The sequence below is a fragment of the Amycolatopsis albidoflavus genome (assembly GCF_039525725.1).
GTDB lineage: Bacteria > Actinomycetota > Actinomycetes > Mycobacteriales > Pseudonocardiaceae > Amycolatopsis > Amycolatopsis albidoflava.
In genome coordinates this window covers 627,142-646,207 of the sequence record NZ_BAAAHV010000003.1, presented here as the reverse complement: position 1 = coordinate 646,207, position 19,066 = coordinate 627,142, and the positions used below count along the sequence as shown (strand labels likewise).

General features: G+C 69.6%; 20 protein-coding genes. 8 read left to right on the top strand and 12 right to left on the bottom strand.

What is annotated here, in order from left to right; genetic code table 11:
• Window positions 1–5: 5 nt before the first annotated feature.
• Entirely contained in the window at window positions 6–431 is a 426-nt protein-coding gene (locus tag ABD156_RS04130; protein WP_344266564.1) for a PPOX class F420-dependent oxidoreductase, read from the top strand.
• 182 nt (window positions 432–613) lie between these two features.
• Here the strand turns inward: ABD156_RS04130 and ABD156_RS04125 are convergent, their stop codons facing one another.
• Window positions 614–1,186: a TetR/AcrR family transcriptional regulator gene (locus tag ABD156_RS04125; protein ID WP_344266562.1), complete on the bottom strand. Its 573-nt coding sequence runs from the start codon at window positions 1,184–1,186 to the stop codon at window positions 614–616.
• Between the two features lie 89 nt (window positions 1,187–1,275).
• On the opposite strand from ABD156_RS04125, the gene ABD156_RS04120 reads away from it, so the two are divergent.
• Both ABD156_RS04120 and ABD156_RS04115 read left to right on the top strand, forming a co-directional pair.
• Complete coding sequence (locus ABD156_RS04120) at window positions 1,276–2,790, top strand: MFS transporter (protein ID WP_344266560.1); 1,515 nt, start codon at window positions 1,276–1,278, stop codon at window positions 2,788–2,790.
• A gap of 683 nt (window positions 2,791–3,473) precedes the next feature.
• Window positions 3,474–4,317 (top strand): IS5 family transposase gene (locus ABD156_RS04115; RefSeq protein ID WP_344266558.1). Its coding sequence is split into 2 segments (ribosomal slippage): window positions 3,474–3,860 and window positions 3,862–4,317, totalling 843 coding nucleotides; the frame shifts between segments, so codons are not numbered across the junction.
• Window positions 4,318–4,547: 230 nt separating this feature from the next.
• Here the strand turns inward: ABD156_RS04115 and ABD156_RS04110 are convergent.
• On the bottom strand, window positions 4,548–5,495 hold the full coding sequence (locus ABD156_RS04110; RefSeq protein WP_425546099.1) for a cold-shock protein: 948 nt from the start codon (window positions 5,493–5,495) through the stop codon (window positions 4,548–4,550).
• 298 nt (window positions 5,496–5,793) lie between these two features.
• Complete coding sequence (locus ABD156_RS04100) at window positions 5,794–6,372, bottom strand: TetR/AcrR family transcriptional regulator (RefSeq protein WP_344266555.1); 579 nt, start codon at window positions 6,370–6,372, stop codon at window positions 5,794–5,796.
• Between the two features lie 89 nt (window positions 6,373–6,461).
• On the opposite strand from ABD156_RS04100, the gene ABD156_RS04095 reads away from it, so the two are divergent.
• The 3 genes from ABD156_RS04095 to ABD156_RS04085 all read left to right on the top strand — a co-directional run bounded on the left by ABD156_RS04095 (window position 6,462) and on the right by ABD156_RS04085 (window position 9,459).
• Window positions 6,462–7,343 (top strand): SDR family oxidoreductase, encoded by an 882-nt coding sequence (locus tag ABD156_RS04095; protein ID WP_344266553.1) that lies wholly within the window; start codon window positions 6,462–6,464, stop codon window positions 7,341–7,343.
• A gap of 74 nt (window positions 7,344–7,417) precedes the next feature.
• Entirely contained in the window at window positions 7,418–8,014 is a 597-nt protein-coding gene (locus ABD156_RS04090; protein WP_344266551.1) for a class I SAM-dependent methyltransferase, read from the top strand.
• Between the two features lie 50 nt (window positions 8,015–8,064).
• A complete protein-coding gene (locus ABD156_RS04085) occupies window positions 8,065–9,459 on the top strand; it encodes an FAD-binding oxidoreductase (protein WP_182892825.1) in 1,395 nt (464 codons plus the stop codon).
• Between the two features lie 63 nt (window positions 9,460–9,522).
• Here ABD156_RS04085 and ABD156_RS04080 read toward each other — a convergent pair whose 3' ends face one another.
• The 4 genes from ABD156_RS04080 to ABD156_RS04065 form a co-directional block, all read right to left on the bottom strand.
• The gene (locus ABD156_RS04080) at window positions 9,523–10,227 is read right to left on the bottom strand and encodes a DedA family protein (RefSeq protein WP_344266545.1); all 705 of its coding nucleotides are present in this window, start codon (window positions 10,225–10,227) and stop codon (window positions 9,523–9,525) included.
• A 142-nt stretch (window positions 10,228–10,369) separates the two neighbouring features.
• Window positions 10,370–10,981: a hypothetical protein gene (locus tag ABD156_RS04075; RefSeq protein WP_344266542.1), complete on the bottom strand. Its 612-nt coding sequence runs from the start codon at window positions 10,979–10,981 to the stop codon at window positions 10,370–10,372.
• 32 nt (window positions 10,982–11,013) lie between these two features.
• Entirely contained in the window at window positions 11,014–12,204 is a 1,191-nt protein-coding gene (nagA, locus tag ABD156_RS04070) for an N-acetylglucosamine-6-phosphate deacetylase (protein WP_344266539.1), read from the bottom strand.
• A 52-nt stretch (window positions 12,205–12,256) separates the two neighbouring features.
• Entirely contained in the window at window positions 12,257–12,832 is a 576-nt protein-coding gene (locus ABD156_RS04065; RefSeq protein ID WP_051172562.1) for a SigE family RNA polymerase sigma factor, read from the bottom strand.
• Between the two features lie 197 nt (window positions 12,833–13,029).
• Between ABD156_RS04065 and ABD156_RS04060 the strand changes: the two genes are divergently transcribed.
• A complete protein-coding gene (locus ABD156_RS04060) occupies window positions 13,030–13,314 on the top strand; it encodes a YciI family protein (protein WP_344266529.1) in 285 nt (94 codons plus the stop codon).
• Here the strand turns inward: ABD156_RS04060 and ABD156_RS04055 are convergent.
• From ABD156_RS04055 to ABD156_RS04040, 4 genes are all read right to left on the bottom strand, one after another.
• The gene (locus ABD156_RS04055) at window positions 13,311–14,309 is read right to left on the bottom strand and encodes a PDR/VanB family oxidoreductase (protein WP_344266527.1); all 999 of its coding nucleotides are present in this window, start codon (window positions 14,307–14,309) and stop codon (window positions 13,311–13,313) included. The two genes, ABD156_RS04060 and ABD156_RS04055, sit on opposite strands and share 4 nt — an antisense overlap.
• Complete coding sequence (locus tag ABD156_RS04050) at window positions 14,306–15,166, bottom strand: metal-dependent hydrolase (RefSeq protein ID WP_344266525.1); 861 nt, start codon at window positions 15,164–15,166, stop codon at window positions 14,306–14,308. Before ABD156_RS04050 ends, ABD156_RS04055 begins: the two co-directional genes overlap by 4 nt.
• Entirely contained in the window at window positions 15,163–16,632 is a 1,470-nt protein-coding gene (locus ABD156_RS04045; RefSeq protein ID WP_344266522.1) for a flavin-containing monooxygenase, read from the bottom strand. The genes ABD156_RS04050 and ABD156_RS04045 overlap by 4 nt, the downstream gene beginning before the upstream one ends.
• 75 nt (window positions 16,633–16,707) lie before the next feature.
• On the bottom strand, window positions 16,708–17,475 hold the full coding sequence (locus ABD156_RS04040; RefSeq protein ID WP_344266519.1) for a helix-turn-helix transcriptional regulator: 768 nt from the start codon (window positions 17,473–17,475) through the stop codon (window positions 16,708–16,710).
• A 68-nt stretch (window positions 17,476–17,543) separates the two neighbouring features.
• Here ABD156_RS04040 and ABD156_RS04035 point away from each other — a divergent pair, with 68 nt between their 5' ends.
• Window positions 17,544–18,593 (top strand): zinc-binding dehydrogenase, encoded by a 1,050-nt coding sequence (locus ABD156_RS04035; protein ID WP_344266516.1) that lies wholly within the window; start codon window positions 17,544–17,546, stop codon window positions 18,591–18,593.
• Here ABD156_RS04035 and ABD156_RS04030 read toward each other — a convergent pair.
• The gene (locus ABD156_RS04030; RefSeq protein ID WP_344266513.1) at window positions 18,590–19,063 is read right to left on the bottom strand and encodes a pyridoxamine 5'-phosphate oxidase family protein; all 474 of its coding nucleotides are present in this window, start codon (window positions 19,061–19,063) and stop codon (window positions 18,590–18,592) included. The two genes, ABD156_RS04035 and ABD156_RS04030, sit on opposite strands and share 4 nt — an antisense overlap.
• Between the last annotated feature and the right edge of the window lie 3 nt (window positions 19,064–19,066).

Sequence of the window (19,066 nt, the reverse complement as noted above, 5' to 3'; positions counted from 1 at the left end):
GGGGTATGACTGACGACACAGCGCTCTACGACCTCATCGCGGCGGGCAAGCAGGGGGTCCTGGCGACCCTGAAGCGAGACGGCCGTCCCCAGCTGTCGACGGTGACGCATTACTTCGACCGCGACGCCCGCCAGCTGCAGGTGTCGATCACGGACACGCGCGCGAAGACGAAGAACATGCGGCGGGATCCGCGGGTGAGTTACCACGTGGCGTCGTCGAATGGCTGGTCGTACGCCGTGGCGGAGGGGCGGGCGGTGCTGTCGCCGGTCGCCGCGGCTCCGGATGACGAGGCGGTGGAGGCGTTGATCGCGCTGTATCGCAAGGTCGCGGGCGAGCATCCGGACTGGGCGGAGTACCGGGCGGCGATGGTGGCGGATCAGCGGCTGGTGCTGACTGTGGAGATCGAGCGGGTTTACGGCTTGGCTCGCTGAGGTTCTCGGCTGGGTGTGCTTGCGCGCCTTCGGGTCGTGAGGGGAATCCTGAGGGAATCAGAGTCCCTCAGGATTCCCCTCACGGACGTGAAGTCGGGTGCGGCTAGGTGCCCGGCCGTGGTGTTTTTCGGAGCTGACCCGGCGCGGCCGCCCGGTTTGGTCGAGCTGCTTGCCGTCGCGTGTCAGTTTTTCCGGTGTCCCGCCGCGATTGTCGCCTTGGCAGGGGCTCCGGCCTCGATTCGGTCGGCGATTTCGTCGATCTGCGCCAGCAGGCTTTCCGTCGCCTCTTCGCCCAGCGCCGCGCGCATGTAGAGGCCTTCGCCGACCAGCATCACCAGCTCCGCCGTCAGCCGGTCCTCGACGTGCTCCAGCATCAGCTCGCGGGTGCGCTCGGTGCAGCGCCGCGACACCTCCGCCGCGGTCGGGTCGTTGAGCACCAGCCGGATCGCGGCCATCGTCGTGCGGTGCAGCGCGAGGTCGCTCGTGACGTCGGTGATCGCCGAGCGCAGGTAGTAGCGGACCACGCCCTCCGGTGCGGTGCGCGCGCGTTCGAGGTCGTCGTCGGTCAGCCGCTCCAGGCGTTCGAGCAGGCCGTCGCGCAGGGCGTCCTTCGAGCCGAAGTGGTAGAGCAGGCCGCCCTTGGACACCCCGGCGTGCGCCGCGACGGCGTCGAGCGTGATCTCGGCCGGGCCGCGGTCGGCGAGGATGACCTCGTACGAACCGAGGATGCGTTCACGTGCTGAAGGTTTAGCCATCGCCTTGACTATACCGTCCAGACGGTTTACCTTCTACCTCAGGAACGAAACTGTACCGTCTGGACGGTATAAGAAAGGAAGAGTGCGCCATGGTGCGGCGCGGAGGCCAGTGGTGGGCTTTGGCAGTGCTGGTGCTGCCGGTCCTCTTGATCAGCGTGGATACGACAGTCCTGGGCTTCGCCCTGCCCTATCTCAGCGAGGATCTCGCGCCCACGGGCGCGGAACAGCTGTGGATCGTCGACGTCTACTCGTTCGTCCTGGCCGGATTGCTGGTCTTCATGGGGACGCTGGGCGACCGGATCGGCAGGCGGCGGCTGCTGCTCATCGGCGGTGCGGCGTTCGGCGCGGCCTCGGTGCTGGCGGCGTTCGCCACGTCGCCGCTGATGCTGATCGTCGCGCGGGCGCTGCTGGGCGTCGGCGGCGCGACGCTGATGCCGTCCACGCTGTCGCTGATCCGCAGCATCTTCACTGAGGACCGCACGCGGCGCACCGCGGTCGCGATCTGGAGTGCGGCGTTCTCCGGCGGGATGGCGGTCGGCCCGGTCGTCGGCGGCTGGCTGCTCGAGCACTTCTGGTGGGGTTCGGTCTTCCTGATCAACGTCCCGGTGATGGTGCTGCTGCTCGTCGCGGGCCCGTTGCTGCTGCCGGAATTCCGCGATCCGAATCCGGGCCGGTTCGACCCGTGGTCGGCGCTGCTGTCGCTGGGCACGATGCTGCCGGTCGTCTACGGCGTGAAGATCGCCGCGACGGAGGGCCTCACCTGGCCGGCCGGGTTCGCGATGATCGCCGGGCTCGCGCTGGGCACCGCGTTCGTGCGCCGGCAGCGGCGGCTTGACCAGCCGATGCTGGACCTCGGCCTGTTCGCCAACCGCAAGTTCGCCGGTTCGGTGATCACGAACCTGCTGGGCGTGTTCGCCCTGGTCGGGCTGCTGTTCCTGCTGCCGCAGTACCTGCAGCTGGTGCTCGGCCTGACCCCGCTGGTCGCGGCCTTGTGGATGCTGCCCGCGACGGTCGCCGGTGTCGTCGGCGCCCTGGCGGCAGCCTGGCTCGCCCGCCGAGTCCGGGTGCCGGTCCTGGTCAGCCTGGGCCTGCTGCTGGGCGCGGCCGGCTTCCTGGTCCTGACGACGATCGGCGCCGAAGCCGGATTGGCCGCGGTCGTGGTCGCGTTCGTCCTGGTCGGCGGCGGGGTGGCGCTGTCGGAAACCCTGACGAACGACCTCGTGATCTCCGCCGCCCCGGTCAACCGCGCCGGCGCCGCGTCGGCGATCTCGGAAACGGGCTACGAACTGGGCGGCGCACTGGGCACCGCCCTGCTGGGCAGCCTCGCCACGGCGGTCTACCAGTCAGGCCTGCCCGCCACCACGCCCGCCGCGGCCCACGACACCTTGGGCGGTGCGGTAGCCACCGCGCATGGCATGCCCGCCGCCGAAGGTGCGGAGTTGCTGAGCACCGCCCGCGAGTCCTTCGTGACGGCGCTGCACACGAGCGCGTGGGTGGGTGCCGCGATCCTCGTGTACACGGCACTGCAGGCGTACTTCCTGTTGGGACGCCGTCGAAACCGCCCACAGGCAACTCGACCGGAGGAGCCCGCGATGTCGTCGTGACTCCGGCCCGTCGGGCAGGCGAACAAGAGCCGCCTGCCCGACGGTCGGCGCGGGTTCCGCGTGCCAGCGTGCCAGCGTGCCAGCGTGCCAGCGTGCCAGCGGAGGATTCTACTTGCTGGGCAAGAAAAATTCCTCAGAGCGGCCTCCGCTGACACTCGGCGAACGCGGACCCGCCGCCATCCGGTCCACGGAGGCGCGGGAGCGGTTGCTCGCGCGGCATTCGTGGATTCGGTGAACCTGCTCCGGCGCGGCCAGCCCGTCCGGCCACCCGAAGCAATCCCCCCTGAGTCTGGAGAACTGCGGTTTCGGTTGGCGGGCCTGGAAAACGCTTCTGGGCGGGCAGCAATCCGTCGATGCTTGACGAGTGCGGGTGCCGTCCTGCTCGAGATGCGGGAACGGGCGCTGAGGCGAGCGGAAACCTTTGGCGCTGCTCGGATCCCGCTTGTGCAGCTCAGTGAAGCGCTTGCCGCTCGAAGTTCTTCGGGCACAGTCGCGAGGTGCTCCGCCGGATCAGTAGTTGCTTTCCGGCCACACGGAATGACTCCGCTCGACGGCGAGCGCTCCCGGTTCAGCGGCGGTCGCTGGTCTGGGCGCGGATCTCGCCCGGACTAAGACCTGGTCTCAAAACTTAAGGGTGTGTCACTGCGTAGCCTGCCGGTCCTGGTCGTCGATCGTGGGCAGTCGTGGCGAAGACGACGCAGCAGCGACGGGTCGAAGACCGGCTCTGGGAGCTGATCGAACCCCTGATCCCGTCCCGACCAGCGGCGCGCGGTCCGGGTGGGCGGCCCCGGATCGATGACCGTGCCGCGCTAGAGGGGATCTTGTTCGTGCTCGACACCGGCTGCCGCTGGCGAGACCTACCCGAGCAGCTCGGATGCGGTTCCGGGCACACCGCGTGGCGGCGGTTACGTGAGTGGCAGGATGCCGGCGTGTGGGACCGGCTGCACCAGCTCGTGCTCGACGAGCTGTCCAACATCGACGAGCTCGACTGGACCAGAGGCTGCATCGACGCGGTGTCGGTGCGGTCGAAAAAGGGGGGCGAGCTGACCGGCCGCAGCCCCACTGACCGGGGGTAAAGCTGGCTCCAAGTACCACGTTCTGTGCGACGCGAACGGGCTACCGCCGCACATCATGTTGTCGGCGGCAAACACCCACGACAGCATACTGTTCGAGCCGCTGCTGTACACGAACCCGACCGTGCGCGGCCACCACGGCCGGGCGGGCCGGCCACGATGCCGACCGGACAAGCTGCACGCCGACAAGGGCTACGACTACCGCCGCTGCCGCCGCTACCTGACCCGCCGCGGTATCAAGGTCCGTATCGCCCGGCGCGGAATTGAGGGCAAGTCCCGCCTCGGCCGGGACCGCTGGGTTGTCGAACGCACCATCTCCTGGCTGCTGCGGTTCAAACGCCTCGGGCTGCGCTACGACCGGACCGAACGCACCACGCTGGCGCTACTCACGCTGGCCCGCACCGTGATCAACGTCCGCCGGCTCATCAAGATCGAGCTCTGCGACCAGGTCTAACGCATCCATTCACTCGTTTGGGATACATCGGTAGCTCTGTGTCGTTGGGTGGGGTGACTGGTGAGTTTCTGAGCGCGGAGCAGGTCCTCGGGTCGGCACGGGGCCCCCGTCACCACGAGGGAGATCGATCTCCTGGAGGAGGCTGCAGCCCGCGTTGCCGGCGGCATCATCGACGGGGATGAACGAGCACTCTCGTCGGGAAGTGATCAGCCATCGGTGGGGCCGACTCTTCAGAGGCGTTCGACGCGGTCGGCCTGCGGGCCCCGGTCGCTCTGACGCACCGCGTACCGGACCCGGTCGCCCTTCTGCAGCGGCTCCGACCCCATGATCACGGACGCGTGGGCGAAGAGATCGTCGCCGCCTGCGTCCGGGGTGATGAAGCCGAAGCCGCGGTCGTCGTCGTAGCGCGCGACGACGCCCTCGCCGCCTCGTACGGGCGCGTCCCGCGCCGCCGGCCCTGCGGCCGCGGCAGGTGCCGACCGCTGCGGCGCCGTCTGGGGCTCAGCACCCCGGACCAGTTGCACGTCGCGGGCCTGCGGGCCCTTGTCTCCACTAGCCACCTCGTAGGCGACGCGGTCGCCCTCCGCGAGCCACGTCAGCCCCTCGGCCAGGGCCCGGGCGTGAACGAAGACGTCCCCGGCGCCGGAGTCGGGGTTGATGAAGCCGAAGCCCTTGTCCTCGTCGTACCAGGCCACCGTGCCGTCGGCACCGTCCGCGATACCAGCCGCAGCGGGTGAGCCGGCCCCTGCTCCCAGCGGGATCACGTGCCCGGCCTGCGGGCCGCGCTCGCCTTCGACGATCAGGAAGGCCACCCGCTGCCCCTCGGTGACCACGCCGCCAGTCACGATGGCGGAGCTGTGCACGAAGATGTCGGCGCCGCCGCCGTCCGGCGACGCGAAGCCGTACCCCTTGCCCGGCTCGTACCAGTTGACGGTGCCGAGCAGGCCCACGGCGCTGCCGGTGGCCGCATCGGCGGTGACGCGAACGCGCAGCGCCTGAGGCCCGCGGTCGTTCTCGCCGACCTCGAACACGACGGCCTGACCCTCGCGGAGCACTTTCGCGCTGCCGTCCCCGACGATCTCGGAGGCGTGCACGAACACGTCCGGCGAGCCGTCCTCGGGCGCGAGGAAGCCGAAACCCCGTTCGGCGTCGAACCAACGGACGGTCCCTTGCAGCATCAAAGTCTCCAGGTCGAGAGGGCGGGCACTGGCCCCCAGTCTCTCTGACAGACCTCCGGTCCGTCGGGCCGGGCCCACAGGCGGGCGGTGCGGAGCCAGGGGCGGGCCGTTGGTTCACCTTCCGTGCGCTAGCGGAAAACCCCTCGGTGGGGGCGAGACCCCCCCGTGCGCTAGTGAGAAAAGCCCATTGAGGTGCTCGCTGCGCGAAATTCCTCACTGGCGAGAGGGAGTCGCTTGTCTGGGAGCGGATGCCGTCCGGCCCAAGCCGCACGCGGGCGGGCAGGATCGGCTCCGCCGGTCAGCCCAGCGAAGCGCTGGCCGCGCGAAGCTCCGCCAGCGCGGCCACCAAATACTCCGCCGGATCAGCGGCATCCCCGCGGTCGCTCTCCGACCACTCGAAATAACCCCGCTTGAAAGCCAGCACCCCCAGCTCGCTGGCGAGCGCCGCAGTCGCGTCGGGCAGGCCTCGGGCGGTCAGCGCGGCCGTCATCGCCGCGGCGAGGCCGACGCTCTTCAGCGCGTCCCGCTCCTGGAGTTCCGTACTTGCCGCGACGGCGGCCTTCAGCCGAGGGGCGAGCTCCCGGTTCATCGGGCCCATCGCGGTCGCGGCGCGGCGCAGGCCTCCTGCGACTGCTTCCAGTGGGCTGGAGTCGGCGGGTGCGTCGGCGATTCCCTCCGCGAGCAGCCGGCTCAGCGTTTCCTGCCCGGCCACCAGCAGTTCCCGCTTGTCCGGGAAATGCCGGAAGAACGTGCTCTTGGTGACGCCGGCGCGCTCAGCGATCTGCGCGACCGTCGTGGCGTCGTAGCCCTGTTCGGCGAACAGGTCGACAGCCGCCACGACCAGCCGTTCGCGCGCTCCGGGTTCCCATCGGGCCATAAAAACCATCCTATGTGATGAGACCTTTGTCCCGTCACCTTGGTAGCGTGTGACGGGACAAAGGTCTCATCGCTGTGAGGGAGAAATCCATGCGCGTGTTCGTCACCGGAGCGACCGGTTTGATCGGCTCCGCTGTCGTCGCCGAACTGCTGGGCAACGGCCACTCCGTCCTCGCGCTCGCTCGGTCGGAAGTCTCCGCCGCGGCGGCCGAAAAGGCCGGTGCCGAGCCGGTGCGGGGTGCGCTGGCTGACTTGGACGTCATCCGCGAGGCCGTGGCCAAGGCCGACGGGGTGGTTCACCTCGCCTTCGCCAATGCGTTCAGCAGCGACGAAGCCCTCGCGAACGCGGTCGCCGAGGAAACGGCGGCGCTCAAGGTGCAGGCTGAGGCGCTCGTCGGAAGCGACCGGCCGTTGGTCACGGTTTCCGGAACGCCGTATGCGCCGGGTCGCGCGTCGACCGAGGTTGACCCGGTTTCGACTGACGGGCCCGTCGGCGGGAGGGGGCGCACGGTCGCCGAGGTGCTGGGGTACGCGGATCGTGGGGTCCGGACGTCCGCGGTCCGGCTTCCGCGCACGGTCCACAACAACGGCGAGGGCGGGTTTGCCGGTCTGTTGACCACCATCGCCCGGCAAACGGGCGTGTCCGGTTATCCGGGCGACGGCACCCAGCGGTGGCCGGCGGTGCACGCGCTTGATGCGGCGGTTCTCTTCCGGCTCGCGTTGGAGAACGCGGAGCCCGGTACGGCCTGGCACGCGGTCGCCGACGAAGGCGTTCAGGTCGCTGACATCGCGGCGGTGATCGGACGGCGGCTGGGGCTCCCGGTCGAATCGGTGCCGGAGGAGACTTACGGGCCGCTCGGTCCCATTTTCGCGACCGATCAGCCCTCCTCCAGCGCGCACACCCAGCAAGCGCTCGGCTGGGCGCCGAAACACCCCGGCCTGCTGGCGGACCTGGAGAATCTTCAAGGCTGATTTGCGGTTCCGGCAAAGAACCTTGCCGTCCGGCGCGGTCAGCGGAATCGTGAACGGCGGAGGTGGCAACGAAAATGGCTCCGTCCGGAAAACCCGAAGCACCACAAGACGCACAGTTCTGGGAAGACCTCTACCGCAGCCGTGAGCAGGTCTTCAGCGGTGAGCCCAACGGCGTGCTCGTCACCGAGGTCGAGGGGCTGCCGCCGGGGCAGGCGTTGGACGTCGGGTGCGGCGAAGGCGGCGATGCGCGGTGGTTGGCCGCGCGTGGCTGGCAGGTGACGGCGCTCGACATCTCGCGCACCGCCTTGCAGCGGGCGGCCGCCGCTAACGCCGGGATCGCTTGGGTGTGTTCGGATCTGGCCGCGAGTCCGGTTCCGGCGAGGGCGTTCGACCTGGTCAGCGTGCAGTATTTCCCGCTCCGGCCCGACGACGGGGTGGTGCGGAAGCTGCTCGACGCGGTCGCACCCGGCGGGACCTTCCTCTTCGGCAGTCACGACCCGCGCGACCTGGGGCCGGAGCATTCCGGCTACTGCCAGCCCGACGACATCGCGCGGGCGCTCGGCGACGAGTGGACGGTCCTGGTCAACGAGAGTCGGCCGCGGGTGTCTCCGGCGCCGCCGGGCACGGGGCACACCCGCGACACCGTCCTGCGCGCCCAGCGGACCAGCTAATATCGGAATTAATATTCCGCACTGCGAACATCCCGGTTTACCATGCGGGAATGAGCAACGACGCCCTCCTCCAGCGGCTTCGGGACGACCTCGGCCCGGCCGCGGTGCTCACCGACGCTGACGTCACCGACGCCTACGCGCGCGACATGATGCCGCTCGCTCCCTCGGGAAAACCGCTGGCGGTAGTGCTTCCGGCGGACACCGCGGGAGTGCAGGCGACGGTCCGTGCCTGTGCCGAAGCGAGAGTCCCCATCGTGCCGCGCGGGGCGGGCAGCGGGCTTTCCGGCGCGGCCAACGCGATCGACGGCTGTGTCGTGCTTTCGCTGACGAAGCTGAACGAGATCGTCGAGGTCGACGCGGGCAACCGGCTCGCCGTCGTGCAGCCGGGTGTCGTGAACCTCGACTTCCGGTCCGCGGTCGAGAAGCACGGCCTGTTCTATCCGCCCGACCCCTCCAGCTACGACTGGTGCACCATCGGCGGAAACCTCTCCACCAACGCTGGCGGCCTCTGCTGCGTGAAATACGGCGTGACCACCGATTCGGTGCTCGGCCTCGAAGTCGTGCTCGCCGACGGATCGCTGCTGAAAACCGGCCGCCGCACGGTGAAGGGCGTCGCGGGATACGACCTCACTAAGCTGTTCATCGGCAGCGAGGGCACGCTCGGCGTCATCACCCAGGCGACCGTCTCGCTGCGGCCGCTTCCGCAGGCCCCGGCCACTTTTGTCGCCGGATTCAACACCACCGAGGCGGCCGGCGAGGCGGTCGCGCGGGCGGTGCGCGAGGGGCTGGTGCCGTCGCTGCTGGAGATCATGGACGCGGCGTCGATCAAGGCGTCCGAGACCTACCTCAACACCGACCTCGGTGCGGGCTCGGACTGTCAGGCGCTGCTGCTCGGCCAGTCCGACGCCGGTGGCGAGGCGGCTCGGCGCGAGCTGGCGTTGCTCGAACAGATCTGCACCGACTGCGGCGCGGACCTCGTCTACGCCACGGACGACCTCGAAGAGGGCAAGATGCTGCTGCAGGCCCGCCGCGTCGTGCTGACCGCGCTGGAGACCTACGGCGTGTGGCTCACCGACGACGTCAGCGTGCCGCGCACCCGGATCGCCGAGCTGATCCGCGGCTGCGAGCGGATCAGCGAGAAGGTCGGGCTCAAGATCGCCGTCGTCGGCCACGCCGGGGACGGCAACATGCACCCGACCATCGTGTACGCGCCCGATTCCGAGGACGAGTTCGCGCGCGCCCAGCAGGCGTTCGACGAGATCCTCGAGGTCGGCCTGTCGCTCGGCGGCACGGTGACCGGCGAGCACGGCGTCGGCAAGATCAAGCGCGAATGGCTCGCCCGCGAGATCGGCCCGGTCGGGATCCGCGTGCACCGGCAGATCAAACAGGCCCTCGACCCGGAGAACCTCTTCAACCCGGGCTCGATGTTCTCGATGACCGACTGACCCCGGAAACGATCGAAGCGGCGTCCGGAAAGTCCGGACGCCGCTTCGGTCAGCCAAGAAAACTCAGTCGCGCACGCGCGGGATCTGCTGCGTGACGTCGCCGGAATCGTCGGCCGGGCGGGCCTTCTTCTCGCGGCGGCTCTTCAGGTACTCGATGGCGATCGGCACCACCGACACCAGCACGATGAGGACGAAGATCGCGTCGACGTTGTCCCGGATGAAGCCGATATTGCCCAGCAGCGACCCCAGCACGGTGATGCCCGCGGCCCACAGGATGCCGCCGAGGACCGTGTACGTGAAGTAGCGCTTCGGGTCCATCCGGCCGATGCCGGCGATCCAGGTGATGAACGTCCGCACGAACGGCACGAACCGGGCCAGCACGACCGCCTTCGGACCGTGCTTCTCCAGGAAGCTGTGCGTCTTGTCGACGTACTCCTGTTTGAAGAACTTCGAATCCGGCCTGCTGAACAGCTTCGGCCCGACGAAGTAGCCGAGGTAGTACCCCACGACGTTGCCCAGCAGCGCGGCGACCGTGACCAGCACGCACACCAGCCACAGCGGCGCCTTCAGCGTGCCGTTCGCGATGAACAGGCCCGCGGTGAAGAGCAGCGAGTCGCCGGGCAGCACCGGGAAGATGCTGCTCTCGATGAAGATGATCAAGCACAGCACGGCGATCACGGGCGCCGTCAGCCCGTTCAGCAGATGCTGCGGGTCCAGCCACGACGGCAGCAGGGACATGGTGGTCACTGTGTTCTGGGCGAGAATCACACCGAAAACGGTACAGGGTGACTCACGGTGGCCTCATCGGGCAAGGAATCGCAGGTCATCGGTGTGGGATCGGGGTTAAGAACTCGGCCCGGGAGTGCCCTCCCGCGGTGGCCGTCCGGGCAAGCGAGGGCGGTTTCGGGCCTCAGATCAGCGTCAGCAGGCCGATGACGGACCCGGCGGCCAGCCCCAGCAGTACGGCCAGCAGCAGCACCCAGTGTGCGGGCAGGGGGCCGCTCTGCGCCGCCTGCGCGGGACGGCGGACGGTCGCGTCGCTGGCCCCGACCGGCGGGATCGAGCCGGTCGTGCCGGGCGAGGTGTAGTCGGCCGCGTCGAGGGCGGCGCGTTCGCGGGCGAGCGAGTCCGCGCCCGCGCCGGACAACAGCCCGTAGTTGGGCGGAAGTTCGGTGGTCGGGCCGGTCTGCGACGGCGCGCCGGTCTGGGCCGAGGCGCCGAACGATCCGGTGCCGGAAGCCGGAGCGGCGTTGAACGAGCCGGTTCCGGCAGTGCCAGGGCCGGAGATGCCAGGGCCGCCGGCCGCGTTGAACGAGCCGGTTCCGGCAGTACCAGGGCCGGAGATGCCAGGGCCGCCAGCCGCGCTGAACGAGCCCGTGCCGGAAGCGCCGGGCTGGACCGCGCCCTGTGCGCCGGTCCCGGCCTGCTCTTCGACCGGGTTCGCCGCGACGTGCGGAGCGAAGACGGCTTGCGCACGCAGCGCGTCGGCCAGTAACCGTTCCGGGTCTTTCGGCTCGCTCATCCGCTCCGTCCGCCTGTCGAAGTGCTAGCTCGTCACGTACTCAAGGTAGCCCGGCCCGCCTCGGCCACCCATTCGCCCCGGTGCAGTACCCGGGACGGGCGCAGGTCGTCGTCCAGGATCACCGCGTCCGCGGCGAGGCCGGGGCGCAGTGCGCCGGTGCGGTCGGCGATGCCGAGCAGTTCGGCCGGTCGCGCCGACGTCGCCCGGACGGCGTCCAGTACGTCGAGTTTCGCACCCTTCACCAGGTTGCGGAAGGCGTTGTCCATGGTCAGCGTGCTTCCGGCGAGCGAACCGTTGTCCAGGGTGGCGACGCCGTCGTGGACGTCGACCGCCAGCCTGCCGAGGGTGTAGCGGCCGTCGGCGGCGTCGGTGGCCGACATCGCGTCGGTGATCAGCACCGTCCGGCCGCGGCCCGCGTGCTGTGCGGCCAGCCGCACGACGGTCGGGTGCAGGTGGACCAGGTCGCAGATCAGCTCGACGGTCACGCGCTCGTCGTCGAGCAGCACGCCGACCGGGCCCGGCTCGCGGTGGTGCAGCGGGCGCATGCCGTTGAACAGGTGGGTGGCGACTGTCGCGCCGGCGTCGATGGCCGGAACCAGCTGGTCGGCGACCCCGTCGGTGTGCCCGATCGCGGCGATCACGCCCGACTCCGCGAGCTGCCGGACCGCCTTGACGCCGCCGTTCAGCTCCGGCGCGAGCGTGACCATCCGAATGGAGCCGTGGCCGGCGCGCAGCAGCTTCTCGACGGTGCCGGTGTCCGGTTCGCGCAGAGTGTCCGGATCGTGCGCGCCGCAGCGGGCGCGCGAGATGAACGGCCCTTCGAGGTGGATGCCCGCGAGGTCGCCCTCCTGCACGAGTTCGCGCAGCGCGGCGATCTGCTCGGTGAGCAGGTCGATCGGGTCGGAGACCAGGCTCGCGAGCATGGTCGTGGTGCCGTGCCGCCGGTGCGCGCGGACCGCGGTGCGGATCTCGTCCGGGTCGAGCGTCGAGAACGACGCACCGCCGCCGCCGTGGCAGTGGGTGTCCACGAAACCGGGGACGACCAGCGCGCCGGCGACGTCGACCGTCGCGGCATCCGGGCTGCTCGGGGGCGTGCCGGTGCCTACCGCGGCGATCTGTCCGCCGGACACGGCGAGCCAGCCGTCGTCGAGTACGCGGTCCGGGGCCACGACGCGGCCGCCCGTGATGACGAAGTCTCCGGGGTGCTTCACGCGGTCCAGCATATATTGGTCTGGACCAGAGAGGGCCGACCAGCGCGAGATTGGTCCGCCCAGGTCACTGGGGCGGCTGCATTGCCTTCTGCAACGCCTCAAGCGCTCGGCTGGCGGTTGACTTCACGGTGCCCTTCGAAATGCCCGCGGCTTCCGAAATCTCCGCTTCGCTCAGCCCGCCGTAGTAGCGCAGCACGAGCACCTCGCGCTGGCGCGGCGGAAGCTTCGACAGCGCGTTGACCACGGCCTGGTGCTCGCTGGAGAGCATCGCGAGGCTTTCCGCGGACCGGGCGTTCACCGCGTGCGGGGGCACGTACTCGCGGGCGGTCTTGCGCCGCCGCAGCACGCTGCGCGAGCCGTTGACCACCGCGGTGCGCAGGTAGCCGACCGCCGCGGCGGCGTCGCGCAGCCTGCCCCAGTTGCGGTGCAGCCCGGTGAACGCCTCCTGCACGACGTCCTCGGCCGTGGCCGGCTCGTCGACCAGCAGGATGGCGAGCCGCACGAGCCGCATCCGGTGCTGCCGGTAGAGGTCTTCCAGGTTCAACGGGGCGGTCGGCGGCTGCGCCGGGACCGGCCCGTCCATGGTCCGCAGGTGGCCGAGGGTCGCCTCGACGCTGCGTTCCGCGTTCCCCTCCAGCATGTATCCCCGCCTGTCCTCGACGTGTCCGCTCCGCAGGCCCCAACGCGTGCGCGATAGGCACAGCGTGCACACAGGTTCCGCCCGCGCCTAGCCTATCGGGTTGGCCTCCCGCTGCCACCGCTCGCATGGTGCGTCCGCCCGGCCGTCACCGGTAGCGTCTGCGGCGTCACCGTCGTGTTCACCCCGGGAGTAAGCGCATGGCCTGGTACCTCGTCGAAATCCGCTACGTCCAGGAGAAGCTGGCCGACGTCCGGCCGCGCCATCGGGACTACCTGAAAGAGCACGTCGAGGCAGGTCGCGTGGCCGTCGCCGGCCCGCTCGCCGACAACTCCGGCGGGCTGGTGCTGTGGCAGGCCGAGGACGAGGCGGCGCTGGCCGAGCTGATCGACAACGACCCGTACGCGCTCGAGGGCGTGGTGGCCGAGCGCACCGTCCGCGAGTTCAAGCCGGTGCTCGGCGACTGGGTCCCCCCGCAGAACTAGAGCTCCAGGACGGCGGGCCCGCGGTCGACGCAGATCCGCACTCGCCCGCCGTCTTCGGCCGCCACCTCGCAGGTGCCGCAGAAGCCCTGTCGGCACGAGTACGGCACGTCGGGCAGCACCTCGCGCACCACGTCGAGCGTGGAGCGGTCGGCGGGCACGTCGAGGGTGTGTCCGCTGCGACGCAGGACCACCTGGAACGGCTCGCCGTCCACGATCGGCGGCGGCGCGAACCGTTCGTAATACACCGCGGCGGCGTCCGTGCGGGCCAGATCGACGCGCACGCTGGTGATCATCGGCACCGGGCCGCAGCAGTACACGGAAGCGCCTGAAGGCATTTCCTCCAGCAATTCCGCGCCGGACGCGGGAATGCCGAACTCCTTGTCCGGCCGGATCCGCACCCGCTCGGCCGGAAGCTCGTCGAGGAACGGCATCGACTCGCGGTCGCGGCCGGTGTAGACCAGCCGCCAGTCCGCGCCGCTCGCCTCCGCGCGGTGCACCATCGGCAGGATCGGCGTGATCCCGATTCCGCCCGCGACGAAGTGGTACGCGGGCGCGGTGACGAACGGGAAAGCGTTGCGTGGCCCGCGCACCGTGACGCGAGTTCCGGCAGTGAGCGCGTGCACCTCGGCGGACGCGGAACCGATGCGCCGCACGGCAATCCGATAGTGCGACAGGTCCGAAGGCGATCCGCACAGCGAGTACTGCCGCACTTCCCCCGAAGGCAGGATCAGGTCGACGTGCGCGCCAGGACGCCAAGCAGGCAACGGGTTTCCGTCGGGCCGCACGAGACGCAGGCTCACCACACCGTCGGCCTCGGTGCGCACGGCGTCCACGACCAAGGGCAGCCGCCGGTCGACTTCCCGCACCGGCGGACGCTTTCGGCCGGAAATCTCCGCCAGCCGCCGATAAGTCGCGGTGACCGCGACCAAAGTGGACATCAGCCGGTCGCGTCTGCCGCTGCCGTCGAGCCGGGGCGGGAACTGCGGTGCGGTCATCGCGGAGCGTCGGCGGCCTTGGCCGCGGGCGAACTCGCCAGGTACGCCACCGCCTGGTCGGTGTTGCCGGTTTCGGTGGGGTGATAGGACTTCCGGAAGTACGGCCGGATCTCGTGCAGCAGTTCGCGCGGTCCCGGCAGCAGTCCCCGGCGGGCGGCGCGCACGTACGCCCGCCAGCTGGTGCGGCCGGGGCGCGTCGGGTCGTTCTTCATCAGGAACCGGGTCCCGCGAAGGAAAACCCACGCCAGCACCGGCGTCACCACGATCATCGAACGCACCCGCCGACCGTATCGGCCGTCGAGGTGGCAGAACAGGTCGTAGGCCACCGACCGGTGCTCGACTTCCTCGGCGCCGTGCCAGCGAAGGAGATCCAGCATCGTCTCGTCGGCGCCCGCCGCGTCGAGTTCCTTCGCGTCGAGGATCCACTGGCCGAGAAACGCGGTGTAGTGCTCGATCGCCGCGACCAGCGCGAGCCGTTCGATCAGCCATTCCCGGCTCGCTCCGGGCCGGTCGCCGAGCAGCCGCCGGAACATCCACTCCATCTGCGCGATGTAGGGCCGCACGGAAACCCCGGCGGACTCAAGATGTTCCGCCGCGCCGTCGTGCGCCTCGGCGTGCATCGCCTCCTGGCCGATGAACCCGAGCACGTCCTCCTTGAGCCGCTCGTCGCGGATCAGCGGGACGGCCTGCTTGAACACCTCGACGAACCAGCGTTCGCCCTCGGGCAGCGCGAGATGGAGCACGTTGATGCTGTGCGTGGCCTGCGGTTGCCCGGGAATCCAGTGCATCGGCAGCTTGGACCAGTCGAACTCCACGTCGCGTGCGTGGAGCACGATCTGCTCGTGCTCGGCACTCATGACCGGCCGCTCAGTTCGTAGTCGCTCGGCTCGACGCGGCGGGTCTCCAGCCAGTACCGCCAGGTGAAGCCCGGCCAGATCGTCCGGTTGACGCCCTTCGCGTCGAGGTACCAGCTCTTGCAGCCGCCCTGGGTCCACACGCCCTTGACGAGCTTGTCCTGGATCTGTTCCTGGAATTCGTCCTGCACCGTCGGCCGCACGTCGAGCGCCGCCGCGCCGCGCGAATCGGCCAGCCGGATCGCGTCGACCACGTAGCGGGACTGCGATTCGATCATGAACACCACGGAGTTGTGGCCGAGCGCGGTGTTCGGGCCGAGCAGGAAGAAGAGGTTCGGGAATCCGGACACGGTGATGCCCTTGTGCGTCTGGATCCCTTCGGTGGCCCAGGTTTTCGCGAGATTTCGGCCCTCGACGCCGGTGATGTCGAGGTACTCCAGCGCGTCGGTCACCTTGAAACCGGTGCCGTAGATGATCGCGTCGACCTCGTGCTCGACCCCGGCGGTGTCGACGATGCTGTGCGCGCGAACCTCGGCGATACCGTCGGTGACCACGTCGACGTTCGGGCGGTCCAGTGCCGGGAAATAGTCATTCGACAGCAGGACGCGTTTGCAGCCCATCGTGTAGTCGGGCGTGACTTTCCGGCGCAGCGCGGGGTCTTTGATGCCCTTCGCGATGTGCCTGCGCGCGAGAACCTCGGCGGCCTGCATCAGTTTCGGGTGCCCGTTGAACCCGATCGCGCGGGATTCGAGCATCCAGTACAACGCGTTGCGGTAGAGCCGCTGCGTGCCCGGCACGCGCTTGAACAACTGCCTTGCCCAGCCCGGCATCGCGTGGTCCGGCTTCGGCATGATCCACGGCGGCGTGCGCTGGAACAGCGTCAGTTCGCCGACCTCGGGCGCGATCTTCGGCACGAACTGCACCGCGCTCGCGCCGGTGCCGACCACCGCGACCCGCTTGCCCGCCAAGTCGAACTCGTGGTTCCACTGCGCCGAATGCCAGGTCTGGCCCTTGAATTTGGCGATCCCCGGCAGTTTCGGGATCTGCGGGATGTGCAGCCCGCCGACGCCGGCGACGAGGAACTGCGCGGAAAACTCGGCGCCGCCCTTGGTTTCGATCGTCCAGCGGCGTCCGCTCTCGTCCCAGTGCGCGCCGGTGATCTCGACGCCGAAGCGGATCTTCTCGCGCAGCCGGTAGGAGTCAGCGACGCCCTTGAGATAGTCGAAGATCTCCGGCTGCGGCGAGAACGACCGGCTCCAGTCCGGGTTCTGCGCGTAGGAGAACGAGTACATGTGCGATTGCACGTCGCACGCGCAGCCCGGGTACGAGTTGTCCCGCCAGGTGCCGCCGACCTCGTCGGCTTTCTCCAGGATCACGTAGTCCCGGATGCCCGCTTTTTCGAGCTGGATCGCCTGGCCGAGCCCGGAAAACCCGGTGCCCACGATCACGACCTTGAACCGCTCGGTCATCTTGTCGGCCTCCGCTGCGCTGGGGGTCTGGCGGCGTTGATGTTACCTCAGGTAACAGTTACTTCAAAGTACTTCCTACTCGCCAGTACCACTCGGCAGCCGGTAGACCACCAACGTCTGTTCCGGACGCTCGGCCACGTGGAACGCGGCGTGCGACGCGGTGACCACGCCGAGCCGGGGGTGTCGAAAGCGCTTGTGACCTGCGTGGCTGAACTGGATCTCGTAGTGCGGCCACCACGCGCGCACCTCGGGACTCGCCTCGGTCAACTCGGCCACCAGCCGGGTCACGCGCGGGTGATCGGGATGCCGTCCGGCGATCGCGCGCAGCCGGGCCAGGATGTTGCGCGCCTCCTGCTCCCAGTCGACCAGGACTTCGCGCGCGGCGGGTTCGGTGAACATCCAGCGGACGACGTTGGACCCCGGTTCGATGTTCCGGAACAGCTCCGCGGCGGCGTCGTTGTACGCCAGCAGGTCGTAGCAGATGCCGGTGACATACGCGGGGTTGTCGCCCAGCATCGCCGGGACCCCCTCGACCTCGGGCGCAGCCTCTTCGGGAGCGTCCTCCGGGGTCTTTCCGCCGTCGGCGAGGCGACGCAGGTGCTCCTGCTCGGCGCTGGTCAGCCGCAGCGCGCGGGCCAGGGCGTCGAGCACCTGGTCGGACGGGCGGACGTCGCGGCCTTGTTCGAGGTAGGTGAGCCAGGTGGCGCTGATTCCGGCCAGCAACGCCAGCTCCTCGCGGCGCAGCCCGGGCGTGCGGCGGCGTCCGGTGATCGGCAGGCCCGCGTCGGCCGGGGCGATCCGCTCGCGGCGGCTGCGCAGGAAAGTGCCCAGTTCGACGCTCACCCTAGAACCTCCAGTACCAGAATAAAGCGATTCTGGATACCAGCTTAACGGCGCGCGAGGCTTGTCGTATGCGAGCTTGGACTGTTGCTTCACAAGACGACGACCTGCGCCTCTCCGAGGTCCCGGAACCCGCGCTCCAGGGCGGTGGCGTGGTCGTGGAGGTGCTCGCCGCGCATCTCCCGGCGTACACGAAAGCGGTGGTGACGGGCGGTCGCGGCGGCCTGCTGACCCCGCTGATCCTTGGCCCGTCGTGCATCGGACGCGTGACTGATGTCGCGCCGGACGTCTTCCACGTCGCGCCCGGCGACGTCGTGCTGGACACGGCGCTGCTCAACGCGGGCGACGGCGACGAAATCCTGGTCGGCTGGGTCGGCCTCGGCGGTTCAGGCGGCAGCGCGCGCACTGACCGCATGCGCGAGGTGTGGCGTGACGGTGCCTTCGCGGAGAAAGCGTTGTGCGCCAAGGAAACGATGGTCAAACTGCCCGGTGCCGAGAATTATCCGGACCCGGCGCGGCTGGCGTTTTTGCCGTGGCTCTGCGTTGCCGCCGCAGGACTGCGTACGGCAGGTCCGCTGGCCGGGCGCGACGTCGCGGTGATCGGCGCGACCGGTCAGATGGGCGGCGCGGCAGTGATGCTGGCGCTGGCGGAAGGCGTGGCGACGGTGACAGCGGTGGGCCGCAACAAGGTCGCGCTCGACCGGCTGGCCGAATTCGGTCCGCGAGTGCGTACCCATCAGCTGACCGGTGATCGCGAGACGGACGCGGCGGCGATCGGCCCGGTCGACGTAGCCCTCGATGCTCTCGGTGCCACGCCGACGGCCGACGCGACGATGGCCGCCTACGACAGCCTGCGCGTGAGCGGGACGCTGGTGCTCGTCGGCGGCGTACGCCAGGACCTCGCCATTCCCTACGGCGACTTCATGCACCGCAGGCTCACCCTGCGCGGCTCCTGGATGAGCGACGACGAGACGGTGACGAGGGTGTGGAACCTGGTTCGTTCGGGCGTGCTGGACCTCTCCGCGGTGGAGCTGCTGAAGGTGGGCCTCGACGACCCGGAAACCGCGCTTGACCTGGCGGAACGCACTTCCGGGCTCGGCTTCGTGGCCCTCGTCCCCTAGTAAGTGCCGCCGAGTTTCGAGTGATCCCAGCTCGCGATCTTCGTCGGACGCAGGATCAGCCCGACCCGCTTCGGCGCCTGCCGTTCGATGAAGGTCCGCAGCTCGTCGGGCACCGGCGCGCCCGGTTCGGCTCCGGAGTAGCGCATCATCAGCGCGATCCCCATCGCCGTGACCTGGTCGGTGTCCTCGACGAACTCGACGTCCGCTTCGAAGGAAAGCCCGCGCAGCTGGTCGTACGCGTCGCCGCTTTCGATCAGCACGGTCGCCTCGGGCAGCCGGCGCAGGTTCTTCGCCTTCTGCGAGGTGCCATACGTCCACGTCGCGACCCCGCCCTCGTGCGGGTAGTACCAGAGGGCGGTGAGGTGCGGCCTGCCGTTCGGGCCGACCGAGGCCACGTTGATGACCTTCTGCTCGGCCAGGTAGGCCTGCACCTCGTCCGGAGTCATCCGGATCTGGTCGCGACGGGACATGGC

What these genes read in the sequence shown, in the direction of transcription:
- ABD156_RS04130 (WP_344266564.1), top strand. Translation starts at nt 6, where the DNA reads ATGACTGACGACACAGCGCTCTACGACCTCATCGCGGCGGGCAAGCAG.
- ABD156_RS04125 (WP_344266562.1), bottom strand. Translation starts at nt 1,186, where the DNA reads ATGGCTAAACCTTCAGCACGTGAACGCATCCTCGGTTCGTACGAGGTC.
- ABD156_RS04120 (WP_344266560.1), top strand. Translation starts at nt 1,276, where the DNA reads ATGGTGCGGCGCGGAGGCCAGTGGTGGGCTTTGGCAGTGCTGGTGCTG.
- ABD156_RS04110 (WP_425546099.1), bottom strand. Translation starts at nt 5,495, where the DNA reads ATGCTGCAAGGGACCGTCCGTTGGTTCGACGCCGAACGGGGTTTCGGC.
- ABD156_RS04100 (WP_344266555.1), bottom strand. Translation starts at nt 6,372, where the DNA reads ATGGCCCGATGGGAACCCGGAGCGCGCGAACGGCTGGTCGTGGCGGCT.
- ABD156_RS04095 (WP_344266553.1), top strand. Translation starts at nt 6,462, where the DNA reads ATGCGCGTGTTCGTCACCGGAGCGACCGGTTTGATCGGCTCCGCTGTC.
- ABD156_RS04090 (WP_344266551.1), top strand. Translation starts at nt 7,418, where the DNA reads ATGGCTCCGTCCGGAAAACCCGAAGCACCACAAGACGCACAGTTCTGG.
- ABD156_RS04085 (WP_182892825.1), top strand. Translation starts at nt 8,065, where the DNA reads ATGAGCAACGACGCCCTCCTCCAGCGGCTTCGGGACGACCTCGGCCCG.
- ABD156_RS04075 (WP_344266542.1), bottom strand. Translation starts at nt 10,981, where the DNA reads ATGAGCGAGCCGAAAGACCCGGAACGGTTACTGGCCGACGCGCTGCGT.
- nagA (WP_344266539.1), bottom strand. Translation starts at nt 12,204, where the DNA reads ATGCTGGACCGCGTGAAGCACCCCGGAGACTTCGTCATCACGGGCGGC.
- ABD156_RS04065 (WP_051172562.1), bottom strand. Translation starts at nt 12,832, where the DNA reads ATGCTGGAGGGGAACGCGGAACGCAGCGTCGAGGCGACCCTCGGCCAC.
- ABD156_RS04060 (WP_344266529.1), top strand. Translation starts at nt 13,030, where the DNA reads ATGGCCTGGTACCTCGTCGAAATCCGCTACGTCCAGGAGAAGCTGGCC.
- ABD156_RS04055 (WP_344266527.1), bottom strand. Translation starts at nt 14,309, where the DNA reads ATGACCGCACCGCAGTTCCCGCCCCGGCTCGACGGCAGCGGCAGACGC.
- ABD156_RS04050 (WP_344266525.1), bottom strand. Translation starts at nt 15,166, where the DNA reads ATGAGTGCCGAGCACGAGCAGATCGTGCTCCACGCACGCGACGTGGAG.
- ABD156_RS04045 (WP_344266522.1), bottom strand. Translation starts at nt 16,632, where the DNA reads ATGACCGAGCGGTTCAAGGTCGTGATCGTGGGCACCGGGTTTTCCGGG.
- ABD156_RS04035 (WP_344266516.1), top strand. Translation starts at nt 17,544, where the DNA reads ATGCGAGCTTGGACTGTTGCTTCACAAGACGACGACCTGCGCCTCTCC.
- ABD156_RS04030 (WP_344266513.1), bottom strand. Translation starts at nt 19,063, where the DNA reads ATGTCCCGTCGCGACCAGATCCGGATGACTCCGGACGAGGTGCAGGCC.